Origin of the sequence: Methylobacterium sp. DB0501 (genome assembly GCF_011043735.1) — a bacterium.
Classification (GTDB): domain Bacteria; phylum Pseudomonadota; class Alphaproteobacteria; order Rhizobiales; family Beijerinckiaceae; genus Methylobacterium; species Methylobacterium alsaeris.
This window is the reverse complement of the sequence record NZ_JAAKGV010000004.1, coordinates 22,176-42,072: the sequence shown is the minus strand read 5'-3', so window position 1 is coordinate 42,072 and position 19,897 is coordinate 22,176. Positions and strand designations below refer to the sequence as shown.

Genomic DNA, 19,897 nt, shown 5'->3' with positions numbered 1-19,897 from the left:
CTCGTCTACTCCGCCGCCTTGAGGTGTCGTGGCCCCGGCTCCCGCGGCCGCTCCGCGACCTTCGGGACGACAACCTTGCCGAACCGGGCGTACAGGGCCGGCAGCACGATCAGGGTCAGCAGGGTGGCGCTGATCAGGCCACCGATGACCACGGTGGCGAGCGGCCGCTGGATCTCGGCGCCGGTCTCGGTGGCGATGGCCATGGGCACGAAGCCGAGCGAGGCGACCAGCGCCGTCATCGCCACCGGCCGCAACCGGGTCATGGCGCCCTCCAGGATGGCCTCGCGCTTCGGCCGGCCCTCCGCCACGAGCTGCTTGATGAAGGTCAGCATGACGAGGCCGTTGAGGACCGCAACGCCCGAGAGCGCGATGAACCCGACCGCCGCCGGTACCGAGACCGGCATGCCGCGCAGCCAAAGCGCGAAGATGCCCCCGGTGAGGGCAAGCGGCACCGCGCTGAACACCAGCAGCGCGTCCCGCGGCGAGCCCAGGGCCGAGTACAGCAACAGGAAGATCAGGAAGAAGCAGACCGGTACCACCACCATCAGCCGCCGCTTGGCCGAGGCGAGGTTCTCGAACTGCCCGCCCCAGGTGAGGTAGGAACCCGGCGGCAGCTGCACCTGGCTTCCAACCTTCGCCTGCGCCTCCGCGACGAGCGAGCCGATGTCCCGCCCGCGCACGTTGGCCGTGACCACGACCCGCCGCTTGCCGTTCTCGCGCGAGATCTGGTTCGGTCCCTCGGTGACCGAAAAGCTCGCAACCTGCTTGAGCAGGACCGAGCTCGCCCGGCCGTTCGGGCCAGCCGGCAGCGGCACCGGGATGTTCTCCAGGGCCTCCCGGTCCTCACGGACCTTGTCGGTCAGGCGCACGACGATGGGGAAGCGACGGTCGCCCTCGAACACGACGCCGGCGTCCCGTCCCCCGATGGCCGCGCCGATGACCTCCTGGATCGCCCCGGTGCTCAGGCCGTAGCGCGCCGCCTCGGCCTTGTTGATCTTGATCTCCAGGAACGGCAGGCCCGCCGTCTGCTCGACCTTGACGTCCTCGGCGCCGTCGATGCCCTTCAGGACCGCCGCGACCTGGTTGGCCGCCTTCAGCATCGGCTCGAACTCGTCGCCGAACACCTTCACGGCGAGGTCGCCCCGGGTGCCGGCGAGCAGCTCGTTGAAGCGTAGCTGGATCGGCTGGGAGAACTCGTAGACGTTGCCGGCGAGCGCCCCGACCGCCTTCTCGATCTGCTCCTGCAACTCGGCCTTGGACAGGCTCGGCTCGGGCCACTCCTCCTGGGGTTTCAGGATGACGAAGGTGTCTGAGGAGTTAGGCGGCATCGGGTCGGAGGCGACCTCGGCGGTGCCGGTCTTCGAGAAGACGTAGGCCACCTGCGGGAACTTCGAGACCACCTTCTCGACCTTGAGCTGCATCGCCTGCGACTGGGTGAGGGAGGTCGATGGGATTCGGGTGGCGTTGAGGGCGATGCTCTTCTCGTCGAGCTGCGGGATGAACTCGGTCCCGAGGCGGGTGAACAGGATGCCCGCCCCGACGAGCAGCAGGAGCGCCGCGCCGACGAAGACGAACGGCGCCCGGACCGCCGCGCCGAGCACCGGGCGGTAAGCGGCCTTGAGCGCCCGGATGATGAGGTTGTCCTTCTCCGTGACCTTGCCGGTGATGACGATGGCGATGAGCGCCGGCACGAAGGTCAGCGACAGCACGAAGGCCGCCACGAGCGCGATGATCACGGTCAGCGCCATCGGCTCGAACATCTTGCCCTCGACCCCCGTGAAGGTCAGGAGCGGGACGTAGACCAGGATGATGATCGCCTGCCCGTACAGGGACGGCTTGATCATCTCCTCGGCCGAGGCGCGGACCGTCTGGAGGCGCTCCTCGGTGTCGAGCCCCCTGCCCAGCTCCTGCTGCTTCTCTGCGAGGTGGCGCAGGGCGTTCTCGGTGATGATCACCGCCCCGTCGACGATCAGCCCGAAATCGAGGGCGCCGAGGCTCATCAGGTTGGCCGAGATCTTCGCCTCGACCATGCCGGTCATGGTCATCAGCATGGCGACCGGGATGACCAGGGCCGTGATGATGGCGGCCCGGATGTTGCCGAGCAGCAGGAACAGGATGACGATGACGAGAGCCGCGCCCTCGGACAGGTTCTTCACCACCGTCTTCACGGTCGCCTCGACGAGCCGGGTCCGGTCGAGGACGGTCTGGACCTCGACGCCGGGCGGCAGGCTCTTGCGGATCTGTTCCATGCGCGCGTCGACAGCGGCCGCCACCGTGCGGCTGTTCTCGCCGATCAGCATCAGGGCGGTGCCGACGACGACCTCCTGGCCGTCCTCGCTGCCCGAGCCCGTGCGCAGGTCGCGCCCGATGCGGACCTCGGCGATGTCCTTGATCCGCACCGGCACGCCGCCCCGGGTGGCGACGACCACGTCGCCGATCTCGTCCATGCTCTCCAGGCGGCCGGCGGCGCGCACGACGTAGCCCTCGCCGTTGTCCTCCAGGTAGCGGGCGCCCTGGTTGGCGTTGTTGGCCTCCAGCGCCCGGGCGACGTCCGAGAAGGACAGGTCGAGGGACGCGAGCCGCGTCGGGTCGGGCTGGACGTGGTACTGCTTCTCGAAGCCGCCGATGCCGTCGACCCCGGCCACGCCGGGCACGGTCTTGACCAGGGGGCGGATGATCCAGTCCTGGACGGTGCGCAGGTAGGCGGTCTGCTCCAGTTCGGTCTTCAGGCGCTGGCCCTCGGGGGTCAGGTAGCTGCCATCGGGCTGCCAGCCGGGCTTGCCCGCCTTCGAGACCGTGCGCTCGCCGGGCTTCGCGTAATGGATCGACCACATGTAGATCTCGCCCAGCCCGGTCGAGATCGGCCCCATGCTGGGCTCGGTGCCGGGCGGCAGGTCCCGCCTCACCTGCGCGAGGCGCTCGGCGACCTGCTGGCGGGCGAAGTAGATGTCGAGCTTCTCCGCGAAGACCGCGGTGACCTGCGAGAAGCCGTTGCGCGAGAGCGAGCGGGTGTACTCAAGGCCCTTGATGCCCGCGAGCGCCGTCTCGACCGGGTAGGTGACCTGCTTCTCGATGTCGACGGGGGAGAGCGACGGCGCCGTCGTGTTGATCTGCACCTGGTTGTTGGTGATGTCGGGCACCGCGTCTATCGGCAGCTTGGTGACCGAGTAGCCGCCGAAGCCGGCGGCCAGCAGCGACAGCAGCAGAACCAGCCAGCGCTGGTGCACGGAGAAGTCGAGGATACGGCTGATCATGTCGGGCTTCCTCAATGGTCGTGGTCGGCTTCGCTCTTCCCGAGCTCGGCCTTGAGGAGGAAGGTGTTGGCCACCGCGATGGTCTCGCCGGGCTTCAGGCCCGAGACGACCTCGAAGCCTTCGTCGTCGGAGCGCCCGAGCTCGACCTCGCGCTTCTCGAAGCCCTCGTCCGTGCGGACAAAGACGACGCGCTTGCCCTCAACGGTCTGGAGCGCCGACTTGGCGACCCGCACCGGCACTTGGTCCGTCGCGGTCTCGACCTCGGCGGTGACGTAGGTGCCAGGCCGCCAGGCCATGTCCTTGTTGGGCAGCGAGACCACGACCCGGGCGGACCGGGTGTCGGCGTTCAGCAGCGGGCTGACGAACACCACCTTGCCCTGCTCGCTGCGGCCGCCGCGGTTCACGGTGACCCGCGCGCCCTCCCGGACCTCGGCGAGGTCGGAGGTCGGTACCGCGAGCTCGATCCAGACGGTCGAGAGGTCGGCGACGGTGTAGACGTCGGCCGGGTCGCCCTCCTTGCCCACCGCCGTGCCGACATCGACCTTGCGCTCCACGATGCGGCCGGCGATGGGCGCCCGCAGCTCGTACTGGCGCAGCGTCGAGGCGTTCGGCGTCGCCTCGTCGCGTTTCTGCGCGGCGGCGACCTCGGCGGCGTTCAGGCCCAGCGCCGAGAGCTTCTGGCGGGCGAGGTCGACGCGCAGCTGGTTCTCCTGGAACACGGCCTTTGCGTTGTCGAACGCCGCCTGGGATGCCGCCGCCGACGCCACGAGTTTCTGCTGGCGCTCGAAGTTGATCTTCTGGAGGTCGGACTGGACCATCGCGGTGAGGTACTCGCTCTTGGCGTCGGCGACTTCCCGGCTGTCGAGGAGGGCGACCACCTCGCCCTTCCTGACGTCGTCGCCCAGGCGCTTGCGCATCTCTGACACCGTACCGACGACGCGGGCGGGGACGCGGGCGATCCGGTCCGTGTCGGGCGTGATGGTGCCGGGCACCAGGACGTGTCGCGAGAGCGTCCCACCCTCGGCCTTGGCGACGCCGATGTCCTGCCCCTCGACCTGCTCGGCCGTCATCTTGACGTGGCCTTCCTCGCCCTCCGCCTCGGAATGCTCGTGCTCGCCGTGAGCGTGGGCTCCCTTGACCTTCGGCGCGGCGGCCTTGCCGTGGTCGTGGCCGTCGCCTTCGGCATGGTCGGCCTCGTCGTTCGGCGTCTTCCCGCCAGGGGGCGGGCCGGCGGCGAAGGTGAGGATGGCCGGCGGCAGCCCGGCCGATGTCAGGAGGCCGCGGACGAACGCAGATACGGCGGGGACGGCGGCGCCGACGACGACGCCGGCGGCCACGAGGACCGCGGTGATGAGGATGCGCATGAGACCTGCTCGGCCGGGATCGGGCGCCGTATGGACGGACGCGGCAGTCCCGCTTATGTGGCGTGAGGAATGGCCCGGAGCGCGGGCTCCGGGTTCGGGACGCGCCTCTGCGGCGTCACCTCAGGCGCGGGGGGGCCTCGGCAGGCGGTCCGGCGAGACGGAGGAGACCGTCTGGCTCAGGTGCGCATAGGCCGGCCGGCCGACTCCGAAGACCGGCTCCGAGAAGTCCGCCACGGCGGGTGCCGCCTGGTGGCAGCCACAATGGAGGTGGCAGGCCATGCCGGGGTCGGTCGCGCCGGTGTCAAGCGCGGCCTCAAGGCTCGCGATCTCCGTGACGTGCCTGACGCCGCCATCGTGGTACGCGACGTCGGCGGCGAGGCCGGCGGCGGGCGCGACGAGAGACAGCGCGAGGGCGAGGGAGAGCAGGCGTGCGGCGAACGCCCACCATCCCCGTGCCGCCCACCGGCGGCTATGCCCGCGAACTGAACCCATCTCCGGCCTTATGTGCGATTCACCCCGGATCAGGCAAGGCATCGCCCTGGCCCCTTGACCCCGGTCTGAGCAGAATTTGTCGCCGCCATGCGAGGTCTGCCGCGGTCACGACGCGAAAGCGGCCAAGCCGTTTCTCGCTCGGCCGACACGAATACCGAGCGGTAAAATCCGGGGACGGTTTCGTGGTAGGCCGCATTCCCGGCACGACCACGAAACATGGAGATCCTCGGATGAAGATCACGCTCGCCGCCGCTGCCGCCGTCGCCCTGGCGCCGGTCGGTGCGCTCGCCCGGCACGTGGACGTCGGCCCCGGCGGGGTCGGGGTTCACGGCGACGGCCACCACCGCGATGTCGACCATACGCACACCAGCGTCGAGGAGTACCATCGCGACCGGCCGGTCGTGCACGAACACCATGACGACCATCACGAGAAGACCGTCGTGGAAGTGCACCGCCACTGAGCGCCTGACATCACGACGGGGCCGGGCCGGCGGGCGGTGACCTCCGGACCGGTCCCTCGCGTTTTAGGACGTTGGCGAACCTGGAGTGACGGCTTCCTGAACGGCGGTCTCAGGACCTGTTCAACCGCCGCCGCGCAAACCGCTGCATTAGGACCCCCCGGAGGAGACAGCGATGCGACGGCACCTTGCAGGCTTGATGGCGGCGGCCATCCTCCTCGCCCCGGCCGCGGCCTCGGCCCAGTATTACGAGCGCGGCTACGGCTACGGCTACGGCTATGGCGAGCGGCGGCCGCACGACCATGTCGACGTCTACCGCTACGGCAACCATGACGACGTCGTGGTCCGGCACCATCACCCGCGCCGCGAGGATTACGGGCCTGGCCGGTTCGAGCAACACCATCACCATCACGACTTCGACGACTGAGGTCGCCGCTTGGCGTCGTGATGCGCGAGGGGTCGGCGCATCGTGAACGACGTGCCGGGCAGGCTCGGCGAGCGCGTAGCCGATCCCCGCGGCCAGGAGCGCGAAGACGACGAGCAGGGGCAGCATCCGCATGTCCGCGCCTCCCGCCCCCGCGGCCTGCCCGGCGAGCTCACTTCTTGCCGGGCTTGTCGTGGCTGTGCCCGTGGGCATGCCCGTCGTTGTCCGAATGCGCCGGCTTGCCGTCGGGCCGCTTCTCACGGGCCTCGCTGACGCGCGGGTCGTCGCGATGGGCCGGGCCGCCCGACACGCCACCGGTGTTCGGGACGGCGCGCTCGGGGTTCGAGGCATTGCCGTGGCCGTCCACGGCGAAGGCGGACCCCGTGGCCGCGGCCAGCATCCCGGCGGCGAGGACGGCGGCGAGCGTGCGCTTCATCTGTCGGTCTCCTGTTCGGCGCCGACCGCGTCGGCCGCTTCGAAGACCGAGATAGCCAAGCCGTTTGTCTCCGGGACGCCGCGTTCGTGACGAAGTGTGTCAGCCGCCGCGCCCAGCCCGGGGCACGCGGATCTCGGCCCGCAATCCGCCCTCCGGCCTCGTGGTCAGGATGAGCGTGCCTCCCTCCGCTTCCACGGCCCGCCGCGCGATGGTCAGGCCAAGGCCGGTCCCGCCCGAGTTTCGGTTGCGCGACCCCTCCAGGCGGGTGAAGGGTTCGAAGGCGCGGGCGACGTCGCATGCCGGGATGCCGGGCCCGTCGTCGTCGATGCGCATGACCAGCGCTGTCTCCTCGGCCGCCAGGGCGATGCGCACCCGCGCGCCGTAGCGCACGCCGTTGTCGACGAGGTTCTCCAGCGCCCGCCGGAAGGCGACCGGGCGCACCGTCGCCAGGGCCCGGCCGGGTCCTCCGTATGCGACCGCCCGGCCGGCATCCGCGGAGGCGTCGGCGACCCCCATCAGGATGCTCGCGACGTTGGTGACCTGCCGCGGCTCCGGGTCGGCGTCGCCCCCCAGGTAGGCCAGCGTCGCGTCGACCATCGCCTGCATGTCGTCGAGGTCGGAGGCCATGGCGCGGCGCCAGGCCGGGGCCTCGACGTGGTCGAGGCGCAGGCGGAGTCGGGCGATGGGCGTTCGCAGGTCATGGGACACGGCGGCGAGCGCCTGCGTCCGCTCGCCGACCAGCCGGTGGATGCGCTCCTGCATCGCGTTGAGGGCACGGCCGATCCCTCGGGTCTCGTCGGGACCGATCTCGGGAACCCGGACGGAGGCGCCGTGCCCGATCCGTCCGGTGGCCCGGGTCAGCTCCCGCAAGGGGCCGGCGATCCGGTGCATCAGGACGACCGCGGCCACCCCGACGAGGATGGCCATGGCGGTGGCGAGCGAGGCCCAGGGCGCGACGGGAACGAGGCTCGGGGCGTGCGCGGACCGGAAGGTCAGCGCGCTCCCGTCCGGAAGCGGGATGATCCCGCGCAGGTCCTGCCGGTGGAGCGGCTCGTCCGGCGCCTCCAGGTTCAGGGCGAGCCCCGCCCCGAGGACCGGTTCGAGGGCGAGGAGGCGGTCGCGCAGGTCCCGGAGCGCGGGATCGGTCGCCCCCGGGGGGCGAGCCGGCGCCGGGGCGTCCCAGCCGATCTCGAAATGGTTCGACGAGAGGGCCTCGGCCTCGTCGGCCCGCTCCTCCGGCGGGCGCCGCGACACGGCCTCGCGCGCGATGACGAGTTGGCGGGCGACCTCGGTGGCGAAGGCCTCGTCGGCGGCGGCCGCCGCCGAGAGGCGGTAGATCGCCAGCGCGCCGCCATGGACGAGGAGCACGGCCAGGAGCAGGACGACGACGGTGCGCCCCTCCAGGCTGCGGGCGAGGCCGAGGACGCCCCTCATGTCCGCTCGACCTTGGCGGCCAGCATGTAGCCGGTGCCCCGCACCGTCTTGATGACGGGGGCCGTCCCCGCGGGCGGTTCGAGCTTGCGCCGCAGCCGGCTGACCAGCGTGTCGACGCTGCGGTCCGACGGCGCGGCGAGCCGCCCGCGGCCCATCTCCAGGATCTGCTCGCGGCCGAGCACCCGGCCCGGGTGTTCCAGGAACACCAGCAGCAGGTCGTGCTCGGCGCCCGACAGGTCGACGGCGGCGCCTTCGGGATCGGTCAGGGCGCGGCTGCGCAGGTCGAGCCGCCAGCCGGCGAAGGCGAGGGATTCCGGCCGCGACGCCGCGCTCGGCACCGGCGCGAGGGTCGACCGGCGGAGCACCGCCCGGATCCGGGCGAGGAGTTCCGGGCGCCCGAACGGCTTGGCGACGTAGTCGTCGGCGCCCAGTTCCAGGCCGAGCACCCGGTCCGCCTCCTCGTTGCGGGCGCTCAGCATGATGACCGGGACGGTGCCCTTCGCCCGCAGGGCCCTGAGCAGGTCGAACCCGGACGCGCCCGGCAGCATGACGTCGAGGAGGACGAGGTCAACCGGCGTGTCGGGCAGGAGCGACCACATCTCGGCGCCGCCGCGGCAGCCCGTGACCCGGAAGCCGCTCTCCCGCAGGATGCGGCCGACGAGCACGCGCATGCCGTCGTCGTCCTCGACGAGCAGGATGTGGGCCTCGTCCGGGAGGGACCTGGTTTCGCCCGCGGCAAGCATTCCGGATCCAGCCTAGCCGATCATCCCGTCGAGCAGGAGCAGCAGCAGGAAGCCCGCGAAGAACATCGCCGTCACCCAGGGGCGGTCCTCGGTCTCGTGCGCCTCGACGAGGAGTTCCTCGGTCACGAGGTACAGCAAGGCGATCAGGCCGAAGGAGAGGAAGCCGGCCTGGACGGCGGCGGGCAGCGAGCCGACGGGCCCGCCGAGCAGGGCTCCGAGCGGGAGCAGCAGCACGAGGGCGGCCGTCAGGCCGACCACCTTGCCCTTCGACGCGCCGCCCTCGCCGAGCTCGTTCGCCACGGTCAGTCCCAGGAACAGCACCTCGATGGTCAGCGCGACGGTGAGCAGGATGCCGGCCTTCGCCCCGGCCGCGAAGGCGATGCCGAGGACGAGGCCGTCCACCAGGATGTCGATGCCGGTGACCGACATCAGCCCGGCCGGCCCCTTCACCCGCTTCTCCAGGATGCGGACGAGGAGCATCGCGGCGACGCCGAGCGCGCCCCCGGCCAGCATGGCCCAGGGCGATCCGGCATGCTTGAGGTCTGGCAGGATCTCGCCCGCGGCCGCCGCGAAGACGACGCCCGCGGCGAAGTGCTGGATGGCGCTGACCAGGACGGGGCCCGGCCGCAGGTTGACCGCCGCCGCCGCGCCGACGACGGCGGCCGCGGCGGGGATCAGGGTATAGGACCAGGCTTGCATGCCGCGCTCAGACCACGTGGTCCGGAGCCAGGGCGCAGGCGGTGGCCTCGCTCGTCTCCACCTGGAGGGTCGTGTGGCCGATGCCGAACCGCTCCCTGATGCCGGTGGCCGCCGCCATCAGGAAGGCGTCGTCGGGACGGCCGCCGGGCATAAGGAGGTGCGCCGTGAGGCAGGTCTCCGTGGTGCTCATCGCCCAGATGTGCAGGTCGTGCAGGGCCGCGACGCCGGGCAGCCCTTCGAGGTGGCGGCGGACGGCGACCGGGTCGATGCCCGGCGGGACGGCGGCGAGGGACAGCGTAAGACTGTCGCGAAGGAGTCCCCACGTGCCCCAGACGATGACGGCCACGATGGCGAGGCTCACCACCGGATCGAGCCACGTCCATCCGGTGTAGAGGATGACGAGGCCGGCGATGACCACCCCGGCCGAGACGGCGGCGTCGGCCGCCATGTGCAGGAACGCCCCGCGGATGTTGATGTCGCCCTTGGCCCCGGAGGCGAACAGCCACGCGGTGATGCCATTCACCAGGATGCCGATTGCGGCCACGACCATCACGGTCTTGCCTGCGACCGGGACGGGCTCGCCGAACCTCTGGATCGCCTCCCACGCGATGGCGCCGACGGCGACCAGCAGGAACACGGCGTTGAAAAGGGCCGCCAGGATCGACGAGCCCTTCATCCCATAGGTAAACCGCGCGCTCGGGGCGCGCCTGGCCAGCACCGTCGCGATCCAGGCCACGATGAGGCCGAGCACGTCCGAGAGGTTGTGGCCGGCATCGGCGAGCAGGGCCACCGAGTTCGCCAGGACCCCGTAGGTCGCCTCGACGGCCACGAAGCCGACGTTGAGCGCGATGCCGATGGCGAATGCCTTCCCGAAGCTTGCGGGGGCATGGCTGTGCCCTGGCCCATGGGAATGCCCGGCATGGTCGTGACCCGCCTCGCCGTCGTGGTCATGCGATCCGTGGTCATGTCCTGCGCGTGCGTCGTGCGATGTCATGGTCGTCCCTGTATCCGTCTTGGTCTGTCCGCGGATGGGTGCGCACCTTATCCGGACGCCGCGGTTCGCGTCGTGACGGCGCCTTCGCGATACTCCGCCCAGGCCTGCCGCAGGATCTGCACCGACGAGGTCAGGAAGATGCCGGCCATCACCGCCGCGACGGCGAGGTCGGGCCAAGCCGACGCGGCCCCCCAAACACCGAGCGCAGCCACCATCACCACGACGTTGCCGATGGCGTCGTTGCGCGAGCACAGCCAGACCGAGCGCACGTTGGCGTCGCCGTCCTTGTAGGGGCGCAGCAGCAGTACCGAGCCGAGGTTGGCTGCCAGGGCCATCAGCCCGATGACGCCCATGACCTCGGCCTTGGGCACCCCAAGCACCAGGACGTGGTAGGCAGTCGAGCCGAAGACCCAGACCGCCATCACGCTTAGGGACAGCCCCTTGGCGAGCGCCGCCGTGGCCCGAGCCCTGAGGGACGCTCCGATGACCGCGAGGCTCAGGCCGTAGGTGACCGTGTCGCCCAGGAAGTCGAGGGCGTCGGCCTGTAGCGCCTGCGAGCCGGCGAGGTGCCCGGCGGCCATCTCGGTCAGGAACATGGCGCCGTTGACGGCGATGACCGTCCACAGCACGCGCTTGTAGCGCAGGTCGACCCCGTCGAAGACCGGCACGCCGCCCGAGCAGGCGCAGGTGCCTCCGGCGTCGCCGTTGGCGTCGGACCGGGCCGGTTCCACGTCCGGTGAGTGGGGTGCCTCGTGCGCCTTGTGGTCGTGGCCCGTGCCGCAGCAGTGGTCGGCCATGGTCCCTCCTTCCGGAAACATCGGAAGCTCCTACTTCCTCTAGCGGCTAGAGGAGCAAGGCCGAGAATGGATTTCCCGATAGGCGAGCTGTCGCGGCGAGCCGGCGTGCTGGTCCCGACCGTGCGCTACTACGAGCAGGTGGGTTTGCTGCCGCCGGCGCCGCGGACGGAGGGCGGCCGCCGCCGCTACGGGCAGGCGGACGTCGAGCGGCTGGCCTTCATCCGGCACGCACGCGAGCTTGGATTCGGGATAGAGGCCATACGGGAGTTGTTGGCGCTCGTCGCGCAGCCTGACCGCCCGTGTGCCGAGGTGGATGGGATCGCCCGGCGCCACCTCGTCGGGGTCGAGCGCCGGATCGCGCGGCTCACCGCGCTGAAGGCCGAACTGTCGCGCATGATCGGGGAATGCGGCCATGGGCGCGTCGGCGAGTGTCGGGTCATCGAAGTGCTCTCGGACCACGGCCTTTGCGTCGACGACCGCCATTGACGGCTTGCCCTGGTGGGCCGCCTAGGCTCCCCGGGGCGCGAACAGGATTAGGCAGCTTCCCACCAGGCACACCAAACCGCCGATGAAGTCCCATCGGTCGGGTCGGTGGCCCTCGAAGCCCCATAGCCAGAGGATGGCGGCGACGATTTAGATGCCGCCGTAGGCCGCGTAGGCGCGCCCCGCCGCCTCGGTCTCCACGAAGGTCAGCAGGTAGGCGAACAGCGCGAGCGAGGCCATGCCCGGAATGAGCCACCATGGGGACTTGTCGAGGCGCAGCCACGCCCAGGAGGCGAAGCAGCCGGCGATCTTGGCCAGGGCGGCCGCTGCAAAGGCGGGATAGGTGAACCTGGGTGCTTGTGCGCATGGCCCGTACGCGCCGCCAAACGGTGACAGCGGCAGGCGTCGCCGGTACTGGCCATCGCGCATCGGCCCGGTCTTTCGCCGGATCGGCCTCGGCGTGCGTGACCGCAATTTGGCGTACCCGACGCGGGAGCTCGCGCGCGAGGGCAGTCTTCCGATAGGGCGTCATCTTCCGCCATGCGCGGATCTCCGGGACCGTGCGGCCGCAGCCGAGGCACCAGCCGGTACGCCCGTCCCACTGGCAAACCCCGGTGCAGGGATCGTCCTTCCTCATGCTAGGGCCTCCCCGCCACGCGACGCATCGGCCGCTGGACGTAGATAGGATACCCCCCTATGTATTGCGAGGACGAGGACGCCATTCATGGCCCACACGATCAAGGACAGGACCAAGCTGCTGGCGCGGGTGCGCCGGATCAAGGGTCAGGCGGAGGCCGTCGAGCGGGCCCTGGAGGCCGAGCACGGCTGCGCCGACGTGCTGATGCTGGTCGCCTCGGTGCGCGGGGCCATCAACGGTCTGACCGCCGAGCTGATGGAAGACCACATCCGCCACCACGTCGTGAACCCGGACGCCGAGCCTGACGCCGAGCGCGCCCGGGGCGCGGCCGAGCTGATCGAGGTGGTGCGGACCTACCTCAAATGACGAGAGCCGCCCCTTAACATCTTCCCCGCCCTCAAGGACGGGGATTTTCGGAGACTGTGAGATCTCGTCCAGTTGACGCTTCATAGGGCCGCTGATGCAAACCCTCCACGTCCAGCAACGCGCTGTTCGCACGCCGTTTGATGACGATGGCGGCATTGATGTCGGCGTGGTCGGTGTGACCACAACTGACACAGACGAAGCGCGCTTGGCTCTCACGGCTCCGAGCGTCAACGACATCACATGCGGCGCAGGTTTGGGATGTGAACCGGGCGGGGACGGTCACGACCTGTCCACCCCTCTCCTCCATCTTGTAGGCCAGGATCGTCGCGAACTGATGCCAGCTCGCGTTCAGGATCACACGATTGAGGCCCGCCTTCTGGCGCACTTTGCGGCCGGGCTCATCCACCGTCCCGCGAGCCGAAGCTGTCATCCCGCGGGTGTTGAGATCTTCGAGCACGGCGACGCCGAACCGGCGCGCGATGTCGAGCGCGACGCGATGGTGGAAGTCGCGTCGGATGCGAGCCTGCCGAGCCTGGAGACGGGAGACGCGGGCCTGCGCCCGACGACGACGGTTCGAGCCACGCTTGCGCCGGGCAACGACCTTCTGCGCCTTTCGCTTATGAAGCTCGATCCGCTCCAAGGTCTCAGGGAATCGCAACATCTCGCCGGTCGAGAGGGCAAGGGCCGTCGCCACACCTCGGTCAATGCCGACCCTCCCAGGGCACGGAGCCCGAGCGTCATGCGCGATCTCACGCGCGAAGCTGACGTGCCAGCCGGTCGCGTCGAGGCTCACCGTGGCGTTCTTCAGCGTACCCTGCATGGGCCGGGTATCGCGGAACTTGACCCACCCGAGCTTCGGCAGGCGGACGGCGGACCACTTGGCGTTCAGGCGCTTCGTCTCGACCTCGCGGCCGGGGAAGCGGAAGCTGTCGTTGAGGCCGCGCTTGCGGGGCTGCGGATAGCTCGCCCGGCCCGCGAAGAAGTTCTGGAAGGCTTGGTCGAGGTCGCGCAGCGCTTGCTGCTGGCACGACACATAGACCGCCCTGATCCAGTCGAACTCGGCCCGCAGGCGGGTGAGTTCGGCGGCTTGCCCGACGTAGCCGATCCGGTGCTTCCGGTCCCACGTCGCGCGTTGCTCCAGAGCGAGGTTGTAGACGAGGCGGCAGACGCCTGCGAACTGCCGGAGCAGAGCATCCTGCTCGGGCGTCGGGTCCAGCTTGAAGCGGAAGCCGCGGGCGATCATCCCGAGAAATTACAGGTTGGTCTCAGGAGCCGCAACATGGAAATCCGTGAGGGCCGACACGTCGTGTATGCCCTCCATGCGCACTTGGTCTTTGTCACGAAATACCGCCGCGACGTGCTCTCGGCTCTGGCGATCCGCGACCTGACGGCGATCTTCGCCAAGGTGTGCGGCGACTTTGGGGCCGAGCTTGTCGAGTGCTCGGGTGAGGACGATCACGTCCACCTGCTCGTCACCTATCCACCGACCGTCACGCTATCGAAACTCGTTAACAGTCTGAAGGGTGTGTCGAGCCGCAGGCTTCGCGACACGCGCCCCGAGATCTCGGGTCGCTACCACCAGGGCGTTCTCTGGTCTCCGTCGTATTTCGTGACGTCTTGTGGCGGCGCACCGCTTTCTGTGGTCGCCCAATACGTCCGACAGCAGCGAGAGAATGCGCGGCCTCCCCGGCCTGAAGGCCGAGGTTTCTAGGATATTTTGATGAGAATGTGTCCTGCGCAGACGCGCGCATGGATCGGCATCACCGAGGCTGCCCGGGCCGAACGAGACGGCGCCCACGCGGCGGGACGGCGTAACCCGATGCGTGCCGCCGCCATTCAAAGCCTTTGGGAACGCCCAGTCTCGGATCGCGTCCCGCCACCGTGGCTCGACGGATCGAAGCCAGATCCAGGTCCACATACAGCTGTCCGCCCGGACTTCCGACCGGCTCGGATGAAAGGTCGCCGCCCGGCGGCCTCATCAAAGGACCCTGGGCATCGCACGGGGCACGTCGGTGGTAGAGACTGCTGAGCCAGGCTCATTTCGGCAGGCGCCGCGCCTTCCGAGCCGCCCGTCGGGGGCAGCCGGCGCGCGGCGTCGATGTCTCCGAAGGACCGGGGCGAGGCCACCTCGCCGCGGGTCACGCCCATGGCCTCGTGGCCGGGTTCGCCGGCCGTCCTCGCCGGCGGTGGGGCCGCCGGGGCGCTCGGCTCTCAGGCTGGCCAGTTCGCTGGGCGACCCAGGAAGCCGCGGCCCGGCATGCCGCGGAGCCATGTCACGAAGGCGCTCACCCGCTCGGGCGTGAACTGGTTTCGATGGCCCTGCGTGCTGTGCACGAGATCGCGCAGTTCCTGGGGGACCAGCGGGCCCGACCCGCCCCAGTAGGCGTATTCGCGCCCGAGAAGCACCCTGTCCGTCCGACCGGTGTCGCGCACCAGGTTCGGCAGGCTGGTGACGCCCCCGGGCTCGCTATGGAAGGAATCCGCCTGGACGAAGGTGCCGTCGGCCGAGCGGCGATAGATGTTGTCGCCGTAGATCTGCATGCGGCTGCCGGACATCACGGGTCGCTTCGCGCCGAAGCGAGCGTCGTCCCAATACTGGTCGAAGGTGAGGATCTCGTCGACCCGCATCCAGTAGACGACACGGTCCTTGATCCCGTTCGGGATCGAGCCAGTTCCGACCACGAAGTCCCCGACGCTCGCGTGCTGCCGGATCAGCGGTTTGCACGCGCTCAGCGTGCAAACCCGGTGAAACGGATTGGGCGCGAACCCGAGGTCGTGGTCGATCACGTAGGAGTGGACGCGCACGCCGGCCTCAGCACTTGTTCCGCTTGGTCTGGCGCTCCGCCCGCGGCTGGGCGTCGGGCTTCAACCACTCGGGCTTCGCGTTCCTCCGCGGGAAGGCGCCCCGCAGGCTGCCTGCATCCCAGGGAACGGTATCCCCGCCGTAATCCTCGAACGCGCGCGGCAGCGTCTCGTCCTGGGTTCCAGGAGGCCAGATCCCGATGACGCGACGACCCAGGGCGGCGGCCCGCTGCATCACGCGCGCCAGCTCCTCGTCCGCCAGGCAATCGGGAGACAGCACGATCACCCCCAAGTCCTCGTCCGGCGTCTCGGCGTGACCGGCCGCAACCTCGTCATCCGCGGGTGCGGGCTCGCCGTCTTCCGGCGCAACGGGATCCTCGACGTGCTCGCCGTCTTCCCCCTCGTCGTCCTCCCCTTCGTCGGGCTCGACGACGGCGACCTCCTCGTCCACGACCTCGCAGCCCGCCTCGGCCAAGAGCTTGAGCAGGGCCGTGCGTTCCTCGTCATCGACAGGACCGAGCACGCAAACCTTCGGCATGTGCGGCTTCTCCCCGGTGCCCAGGTCCTTCCGTCGCGCATTCCGCCCGGGAGCCTGGCTCAGTAAAGCTTAGGTGGTCAGCCGCGGTCGGTATGGCAAGGGTGCGTCCGCCGCGTGTGTGGGAACAGGCAACCCTGGACTGAGCGCCGGAAAGGGCCGACGATGGCAACCTGAGGATATGCCAACCCGGAGCGGGGAGGGGACATGGATACGGCGCCGCTTAGCCTGAACGGTTATCAAGCCGGGGCGGTCCGGACAGACCGGACGCAAGGGAAGGGCACCGGCCTCGACCTGGCCGTGCTCGGCCTCTTCGGCGAGACGGGCAGCCTGCTGAGCGAGACCAAGAAGAAGCAGCGCGACGCGCGGTCCTATCTCGGCTACGAGGCGAGCGTCGTCGAGGAGATGGGCGACGCGCTCTGGTACCTGGCCGTGATCGCCGATCACGCCGGGCTGCGCTTGGGGGATCTCGCCGGCCGGGACCTCGCCGGGGGACCCGAGCCGACCTTCGCGGACGTGCAGCCGCAGCGTGCCTTGCCTTTGCACGTCCCGACCGTCGCCTTCGAGCACACCCTGCTACAGCTGGCCGGGGCCGTCGGCCGGCTGGCCGCGCTGGGGGCGCGGGGCGACCTCGCGGGAAGCCCGGACCTCCTGGAGCGTCTCTCGGCAGTGTTCGGCCTTCTCGTCGCGGCCGCGAACGAGGCCGGCGTCACCCTGGAGCAGGCCGCCATGCGCAACCTCGCGAAGGCCGAGGACCGTTGGCCGGCGACGCGCGTGGCCCCGCCGCTGTTCGACGAGGCGTTCCCGGACGAGGAGCGCCTGCCCCGCGCGTTGACCATCGACATCTTCGAGCGCACCGGCGGCAACGACAGGCGGTACGTCGTGCAGCGATGCAACGGCATCTTCATCGGCGACCGCCTGACCGACAACATCATGAAGCCGGACGATTACCGGTTCCACGACGCCTTCCACTATGCCTACGCCGCCGTCCTCGGCTGGTCGCCGGTGACGCGCGCGCTGTTCCGCCTGAAGAGGAAAAGCGAGGCCCGCGTCGACGAGGGGCAGGACGGAGCGCGCGCGATCCTGATCGAGGAGGGCGTGGCGACCTTCGTCTTCGGTGAGGCGAAGCAGCTCGGCTTCTTCGAAGGGCAGCGCCCGGGCGACCTGGGCTTCGCCTTCCTGAAATCGGTGAGGCAATTCGTGCGCGGCTACGAGGTCGAGGCCTGCCCGCTCTGGCTTTGGGAAGAGGCCATCCTCGCCGGTAACGAAGCGTTTCGTTTCTTGCGGGAGAAGCGCCGCGGGCGCCTTCAGCTCGATCTGGTCGGGCGGAAGATGCTGGTCGAGGACCTGCCGACATGACACCTGGCGCCTTCATCGATGCCCTCGCGGCGCTGCGCTTCCGGGACACCTTCAACCCTTACGCCGAGGCCTGCCCGGACCACGACGGCGTCGATGCGCCCCAGGTCCGGCGTGAGAACCTTCGCCTCGTCCTGGAGGCGGCCCTCGCCGGAGGCGTCGACTCGATCTGGATCGCGCGCGACCTCGGGTACCGTGGCGGGCGGCGCACGGGCCTGGCGCTCACGGACGAGGCCCACCTCTCCGCCCATGCCGGCCTCTACGGTCAATTGCCGCTGGCGCGGGCAACCCGCGGCCCCGCGATGACCGAGCGCACGGCGACGGTGATCTGGCAGGTTCTCCGGGACCTGCGGCGCCCGGTCTTCCTCTGGAACGTCTTCCCGCTCCATCCGCACGCGGCCGGCGACCCGCTGTCCAACCGCTGCCATACCCGTCGGGAACGGCAGGCGTCCCGCCACCTCCTCGAATGGCTGGTGTCGGAATTGCGGCCCCGGGTCTTGGTCGCCATCGGGAGGGATGCCGAGGCAGCGTTGGCGGACTTGGGTATGGCGGCCGAGCGGGTCCGGCATCCCAGCTACGGAGGGCAAACCGAGTTCGTCGCCCGCATGGGCGAGCTGTACGGCCTACCCCTCAAGGTGTCTCACGAGGTGCAACTCACGCTGAGCTGAGAGAACCGGGAACCGCATCTCCGGGTCGTCGACGGCTGGCGCCCCTGGGCATGATGCACCGTCCCTCGCTTCGCGGACCGGCCTGGGATCACGCATCGGAGCCCATGATTTGCCGGGACGATCTCGCGGGCCCATGCGGTCGTGGATCGCCGGGCTCGATGCGCTGATGCACCCACGGTCCTGGCAGGAAACGCCGAAGCGCCACACTCCACCTTGGGTTTGACGCCTATCTAGTCTCCGCGCGGGGAAGGGGACGTGCGACAAGGTTCGATTTGATTGCGGTGTTCGTGCGCGCCTGCTCTCCGACGCCGGAGCCAGGCGCCTCGTCATGCTCCATGGCGCAGGCCCTGCGCCGCCACTCCGCTGAGACCGATGCCTTCCTTCCGTGTGCCCCGCGCGGACCGGGTGGGACGGGCTGCCCGCTTGGGAGCACCGGGGCAGGGGCGGAGCCCCTGGTCCTTCGGAATGCCCGTGCGCCAAGACGGTCAGCGTTCGCCATCCGCGATATCCGGTTGCGCAATCACCTCAAGGAGACGCCCTCCATGGAGACGTCCACGGCCGTATTCGGCCGCAAGACGCCCAAGCTCGGACCGGAGTGCCGTGAGCAGGGCGATCCGCCGGTCCGTTTCGTCCCTGTGGCGCAGGGCCAGCCTGGCAGCTTCCTCGGGCGAGCCACTATGCCCTGTTCCCAGTTCGAGGAGTTCGCGGATCGCATCGACCTCCAATCCGAGTTCTCTGGCCTGTCGGACGAAGCTCAACCGAACGACGTCCTCCTCAGTGTAGCGTCGCTGCTGGCCCTCGGTTCGAGCCGGGGCCGAAATGAGGCGGTTCTGCTCATAGTACCTTATCGTAGGTATCCGCACGCCCGAGCGTCGCGACAGTTCACCGATTGAAATCGTCACCCGAAGGCCTCTCCCACTTCCGAGTGCGTGGACCTTAGCGCATGAGGTGGGTGGAGGACATGGTCCGAGTTCTCCGCTTGCGGTGAGTGCCATGTACCCTTACCCTGTAGCGGTACACCCATGGCCAAAAGCGGCTATGGTCGGAATGGCCGCCGTCACCCTGAGGCCGACACGCCCCAGGCCGACGTCGCCAGTGGCGTCGATCCGAACGGTTTCTTCGGCAATGGCCCTCATCCTTGGCGCGCGCCGGTGGATTGCCAGGCGCGGCTTCGAGCGGACCTATCCCGTCCTGATGCGGGACCCGGCCTGCACCGAGCCTCTTATAGCCGCCCTTGCTCCCGAGGCCGGAGAGCGCATCCTCTATGTCAGGGGGCCGCAGGCCGAACCCGTGCTCGGGCTCGCGAAGAGGTTTCCGGGTACCAAATTCGTCGGCTTGGAAGCGGACGCAGAGCGCGCCGCCGCGACCCGGGCCGATGCGGCGGCGGCGGGCCTCACGAACGTGAAGGCGTTCGCGTACGAGGCCCACGGTCGCTTGCCGTTCCCTCCCGCCTCCTTCGACAAGGCGGCTTCGGTGATGGCCCTGCATTCCGAGCCACCGGAAGGAAAGCTTCGGATCGCGCGCGAGTTGTTGCGCGTCCTGCGGCGGCAAGGAAGCCTGCTCGCCTCGGATCTTGATGCGGCGCGTGGGGCGCAGGAAGGCGCCTTGGTCAAAGTCGCGTCCATGATGCTCGGCGAGCCGCGTCTCCAACCACACACGGACGGAACGTGGCCCGACATCCTTTCCGAAGCTGGCTTCGCGCGCGTCAAGCGCCTCGGCTCGCATTCGGTGCTCGTCGCAAGAGTGGCCCTGGTCCGGGCATCCAGGCGCTGAGACGCTGCCATCATGCCACCGTTGATGCCGGGCGCCTGCACCTTGACGGAATGTCACGCACGAGGCGCTGGAGATCATCGGTCGAACAGAGCGCGGGGCCCGCCCGAAGGCGTTCGCAGTTGCTGGCCAATGGCCGTCATCATCCGTCTACCGCTTGCCAGGACGCTCTCGCAACCAGGTTC

Annotated in this window: 21 protein-coding genes and 2 pseudogenes; 8 read left to right on the top strand and 15 right to left on the bottom strand. The window is 69.7% G+C overall.

Annotation, left to right across the window (positions count from 1 at the left end; translation table 11 throughout):
- Positions 1–5: 5 nt before the first annotated feature.
- The 3 genes from G4G93_RS07395 to G4G93_RS07385 form a co-directional block, all read right to left on the bottom strand.
- A complete protein-coding gene (locus G4G93_RS07395) occupies positions 6–3,254 on the bottom strand; it encodes an efflux RND transporter permease subunit (RefSeq protein ID WP_091887227.1) in 3,249 nt (1,082 codons plus the stop codon).
- A gap of 11 nt (positions 3,255–3,265) precedes the next feature.
- A complete protein-coding gene (locus tag G4G93_RS07390) occupies positions 3,266–4,618 on the bottom strand; it encodes an efflux RND transporter periplasmic adaptor subunit (protein WP_165082756.1) in 1,353 nt (450 codons plus the stop codon).
- Positions 4,619–4,738: 120 nt separating this feature from the next.
- Positions 4,739–5,110, bottom strand: a complete 372-nt coding sequence (locus G4G93_RS07385; protein WP_165082754.1) for a hypothetical protein — start codon at positions 5,108–5,110, stop codon at positions 4,739–4,741.
- Positions 5,111–5,340: 230 nt separating this feature from the next.
- Here G4G93_RS07385 and G4G93_RS07380 point away from each other — a divergent pair, with 230 nt between their 5' ends.
- Entirely contained in the window at positions 5,341–5,571 is a 231-nt protein-coding gene (locus G4G93_RS07380) for a hypothetical protein (RefSeq protein WP_165082752.1), read from the top strand.
- Positions 5,572–5,743: 172 nt separating this feature from the next.
- The gene (locus tag G4G93_RS07375; protein WP_060850467.1) at positions 5,744–5,995 is read left to right on the top strand and encodes a hypothetical protein; all 252 of its coding nucleotides are present in this window, start codon (positions 5,744–5,746) and stop codon (positions 5,993–5,995) included.
- Positions 5,996–6,164: 169 nt separating this feature from the next.
- Here the strand turns inward: G4G93_RS07375 and G4G93_RS07370 are convergent, their stop codons facing one another.
- The 6 genes from G4G93_RS07370 to G4G93_RS07345 all read right to left on the bottom strand — a co-directional run bounded on the left by G4G93_RS07370 (position 6,165) and on the right by G4G93_RS07345 (position 11,095).
- Entirely contained in the window at positions 6,165–6,428 is a 264-nt protein-coding gene (locus tag G4G93_RS07370) for a hypothetical protein (protein ID WP_165082750.1), read from the bottom strand.
- A 99-nt stretch (positions 6,429–6,527) separates the two neighbouring features.
- Positions 6,528–7,862 (bottom strand): ATP-binding protein, encoded by a 1,335-nt coding sequence (locus G4G93_RS07365; protein ID WP_165082748.1) that lies wholly within the window; start codon positions 7,860–7,862, stop codon positions 6,528–6,530.
- Positions 7,859–8,605, bottom strand: coding sequence for a response regulator transcription factor (locus G4G93_RS07360; RefSeq protein ID WP_165082746.1), 747 nt, complete (start codon positions 8,603–8,605; stop codon positions 7,859–7,861). Before G4G93_RS07360 ends, G4G93_RS07365 begins: the two co-directional genes overlap by 4 nt.
- A 12-nt stretch (positions 8,606–8,617) precedes the next feature.
- On the bottom strand, positions 8,618–9,304 hold the full coding sequence (locus tag G4G93_RS07355; RefSeq protein WP_091887245.1) for a transporter: 687 nt from the start codon (positions 9,302–9,304) through the stop codon (positions 8,618–8,620).
- A gap of 7 nt (positions 9,305–9,311) precedes the next feature.
- On the bottom strand, positions 9,312–10,298 hold the full coding sequence (locus G4G93_RS07350) for a cation diffusion facilitator family transporter (RefSeq protein ID WP_165082744.1): 987 nt from the start codon (positions 10,296–10,298) through the stop codon (positions 9,312–9,314).
- A gap of 47 nt (positions 10,299–10,345) precedes the next feature.
- Positions 10,346–11,095, bottom strand: coding sequence for a cation transporter (locus G4G93_RS07345; RefSeq protein ID WP_165082742.1), 750 nt, complete (start codon positions 11,093–11,095; stop codon positions 10,346–10,348).
- A gap of 66 nt (positions 11,096–11,161) precedes the next feature.
- Here G4G93_RS07345 and G4G93_RS07340 point away from each other — a divergent pair, with 66 nt between their 5' ends.
- Entirely contained in the window at positions 11,162–11,581 is a 420-nt protein-coding gene (locus tag G4G93_RS07340) for a MerR family transcriptional regulator (protein WP_165082740.1), read from the top strand.
- A gap of 21 nt (positions 11,582–11,602) precedes the next feature.
- Here the strand turns inward: G4G93_RS07340 and G4G93_RS07335 are convergent.
- Positions 11,603–11,974: pseudogene (locus tag G4G93_RS07335) on the bottom strand (YnfA family protein).
- Positions 11,975–12,074: 100 nt separating this feature from the next.
- Positions 12,075–12,215: pseudogene (locus G4G93_RS35780) on the bottom strand (DUF1289 domain-containing protein); the annotation flags it as partial.
- A gap of 87 nt (positions 12,216–12,302) precedes the next feature.
- Between G4G93_RS35780 and G4G93_RS07325 the strand changes: the two are divergent.
- Entirely contained in the window at positions 12,303–12,581 is a 279-nt protein-coding gene (locus G4G93_RS07325; RefSeq protein WP_091887251.1) for a metal/formaldehyde-sensitive transcriptional repressor, read from the top strand.
- A gap of 31 nt (positions 12,582–12,612) precedes the next feature.
- Here the strand turns inward: G4G93_RS07325 and G4G93_RS07320 are convergent, their stop codons facing one another.
- Positions 12,613–13,824: an RNA-guided endonuclease TnpB family protein gene (locus G4G93_RS07320; protein WP_165082738.1), complete on the bottom strand. Its 1,212-nt coding sequence runs from the start codon at positions 13,822–13,824 to the stop codon at positions 12,613–12,615.
- Positions 13,825–13,860: 36 nt separating this feature from the next.
- On the opposite strand from G4G93_RS07320, the gene tnpA reads away from it, so the two are divergent.
- Complete coding sequence (gene tnpA / locus G4G93_RS07315; RefSeq protein ID WP_165082736.1) at positions 13,861–14,292, top strand: IS200/IS605 family transposase; 432 nt, start codon at positions 13,861–13,863, stop codon at positions 14,290–14,292.
- A gap of 500 nt (positions 14,293–14,792) precedes the next feature.
- Here the strand turns inward: tnpA and G4G93_RS07310 are convergent, their stop codons facing one another.
- A complete protein-coding gene (locus G4G93_RS07310; protein WP_091887253.1) occupies positions 14,793–15,386 on the bottom strand; it encodes a hypothetical protein in 594 nt (197 codons plus the stop codon).
- 7 nt (positions 15,387–15,393) lie between these two features.
- Positions 15,394–15,921, bottom strand: a complete 528-nt coding sequence (locus tag G4G93_RS07305) for a hypothetical protein (RefSeq protein ID WP_165082734.1) — start codon at positions 15,919–15,921, stop codon at positions 15,394–15,396.
- Positions 15,922–16,125: 204 nt separating this feature from the next.
- Here G4G93_RS07305 and G4G93_RS07300 point away from each other — a divergent pair, with 204 nt between their 5' ends.
- Positions 16,126–17,277, top strand: coding sequence for a nucleoside triphosphate pyrophosphohydrolase family protein (locus G4G93_RS07300; RefSeq protein WP_165082732.1), 1,152 nt, complete (start codon positions 16,126–16,128; stop codon positions 17,275–17,277).
- Positions 17,274–17,942, top strand: coding sequence for a uracil-DNA glycosylase (locus G4G93_RS07295; protein ID WP_165082730.1), 669 nt, complete (start codon positions 17,274–17,276; stop codon positions 17,940–17,942). The genes G4G93_RS07300 and G4G93_RS07295 overlap by 4 nt, the downstream gene beginning before the upstream one ends.
- A gap of 485 nt (positions 17,943–18,427) precedes the next feature.
- Here the strand turns inward: G4G93_RS07295 and G4G93_RS07290 are convergent, their stop codons facing one another.
- Entirely contained in the window at positions 18,428–18,937 is a 510-nt protein-coding gene (locus G4G93_RS07290) for a MerR family transcriptional regulator (RefSeq protein ID WP_206289610.1), read from the bottom strand.
- 130 nt (positions 18,938–19,067) lie between these two features.
- On the opposite strand from G4G93_RS07290, the gene G4G93_RS07285 reads away from it, so the two are divergent.
- The gene (locus G4G93_RS07285; protein ID WP_164712504.1) at positions 19,068–19,715 is read left to right on the top strand and encodes a class I SAM-dependent methyltransferase; all 648 of its coding nucleotides are present in this window, start codon (positions 19,068–19,070) and stop codon (positions 19,713–19,715) included.
- The last annotated feature ends 182 nt before the right edge of the window (positions 19,716–19,897 follow it).

Bases quoted from the DNA above. Each gene is read 5' to 3' on its own strand.
- G4G93_RS07345 (WP_165082742.1), bottom strand. From the start codon at position 11,095: ATGGCCGACCACTGCTGCGGCACGGGCCACGACCACAAGGCGCACGAG.
- G4G93_RS07290 (WP_206289610.1), bottom strand. From the start codon at position 18,937: ATGGCACTCACCGCAAGCGGAGAACTCGGACCATGTCCTCCACCCACC.
- G4G93_RS07350 (WP_165082744.1), bottom strand. From the start codon at position 10,298: ATGACATCGCACGACGCACGCGCAGGACATGACCACGGATCGCATGAC.
- G4G93_RS07390 (WP_165082756.1), bottom strand. From the start codon at position 4,618: ATGCGCATCCTCATCACCGCGGTCCTCGTGGCCGCCGGCGTCGTCGTC.
- G4G93_RS07365 (WP_165082748.1), bottom strand. From the start codon at position 7,862: ATGAGGGGCGTCCTCGGCCTCGCCCGCAGCCTGGAGGGGCGCACCGTC.
- tnpA (WP_165082736.1), top strand. From the start codon at position 13,861: ATGGAAATCCGTGAGGGCCGACACGTCGTGTATGCCCTCCATGCGCAC.
- G4G93_RS07375 (WP_060850467.1), top strand. From the start codon at position 5,744: ATGCGACGGCACCTTGCAGGCTTGATGGCGGCGGCCATCCTCCTCGCC.
- G4G93_RS07285 (WP_164712504.1), top strand. From the start codon at position 19,068: ATGGCCCTCATCCTTGGCGCGCGCCGGTGGATTGCCAGGCGCGGCTTC.
- G4G93_RS07395 (WP_091887227.1), bottom strand. From the start codon at position 3,254: ATGATCAGCCGTATCCTCGACTTCTCCGTGCACCAGCGCTGGCTGGTT.
- G4G93_RS07320 (WP_165082738.1), bottom strand. From the start codon at position 13,824: ATGATCGCCCGCGGCTTCCGCTTCAAGCTGGACCCGACGCCCGAGCAG.
- G4G93_RS07305 (WP_165082734.1), bottom strand. From the start codon at position 15,921: ATGCCGAAGGTTTGCGTGCTCGGTCCTGTCGATGACGAGGAACGCACG.
- G4G93_RS07300 (WP_165082732.1), top strand. From the start codon at position 16,126: ATGGATACGGCGCCGCTTAGCCTGAACGGTTATCAAGCCGGGGCGGTC.
- G4G93_RS07360 (WP_165082746.1), bottom strand. From the start codon at position 8,605: ATGCTTGCCGCGGGCGAAACCAGGTCCCTCCCGGACGAGGCCCACATC.
- G4G93_RS07340 (WP_165082740.1), top strand. From the start codon at position 11,162: ATGGATTTCCCGATAGGCGAGCTGTCGCGGCGAGCCGGCGTGCTGGTC.
- G4G93_RS07380 (WP_165082752.1), top strand. From the start codon at position 5,341: ATGAAGATCACGCTCGCCGCCGCTGCCGCCGTCGCCCTGGCGCCGGTC.
- G4G93_RS07355 (WP_091887245.1), bottom strand. From the start codon at position 9,304: ATGCAAGCCTGGTCCTATACCCTGATCCCCGCCGCGGCCGCCGTCGTC.
- G4G93_RS07295 (WP_165082730.1), top strand. From the start codon at position 17,274: ATGACACCTGGCGCCTTCATCGATGCCCTCGCGGCGCTGCGCTTCCGG.
- G4G93_RS07385 (WP_165082754.1), bottom strand. From the start codon at position 5,110: ATGGGTTCAGTTCGCGGGCATAGCCGCCGGTGGGCGGCACGGGGATGG.
- G4G93_RS07325 (WP_091887251.1), top strand. From the start codon at position 12,303: ATGGCCCACACGATCAAGGACAGGACCAAGCTGCTGGCGCGGGTGCGC.
- G4G93_RS07370 (WP_165082750.1), bottom strand. From the start codon at position 6,428: ATGAAGCGCACGCTCGCCGCCGTCCTCGCCGCCGGGATGCTGGCCGCG.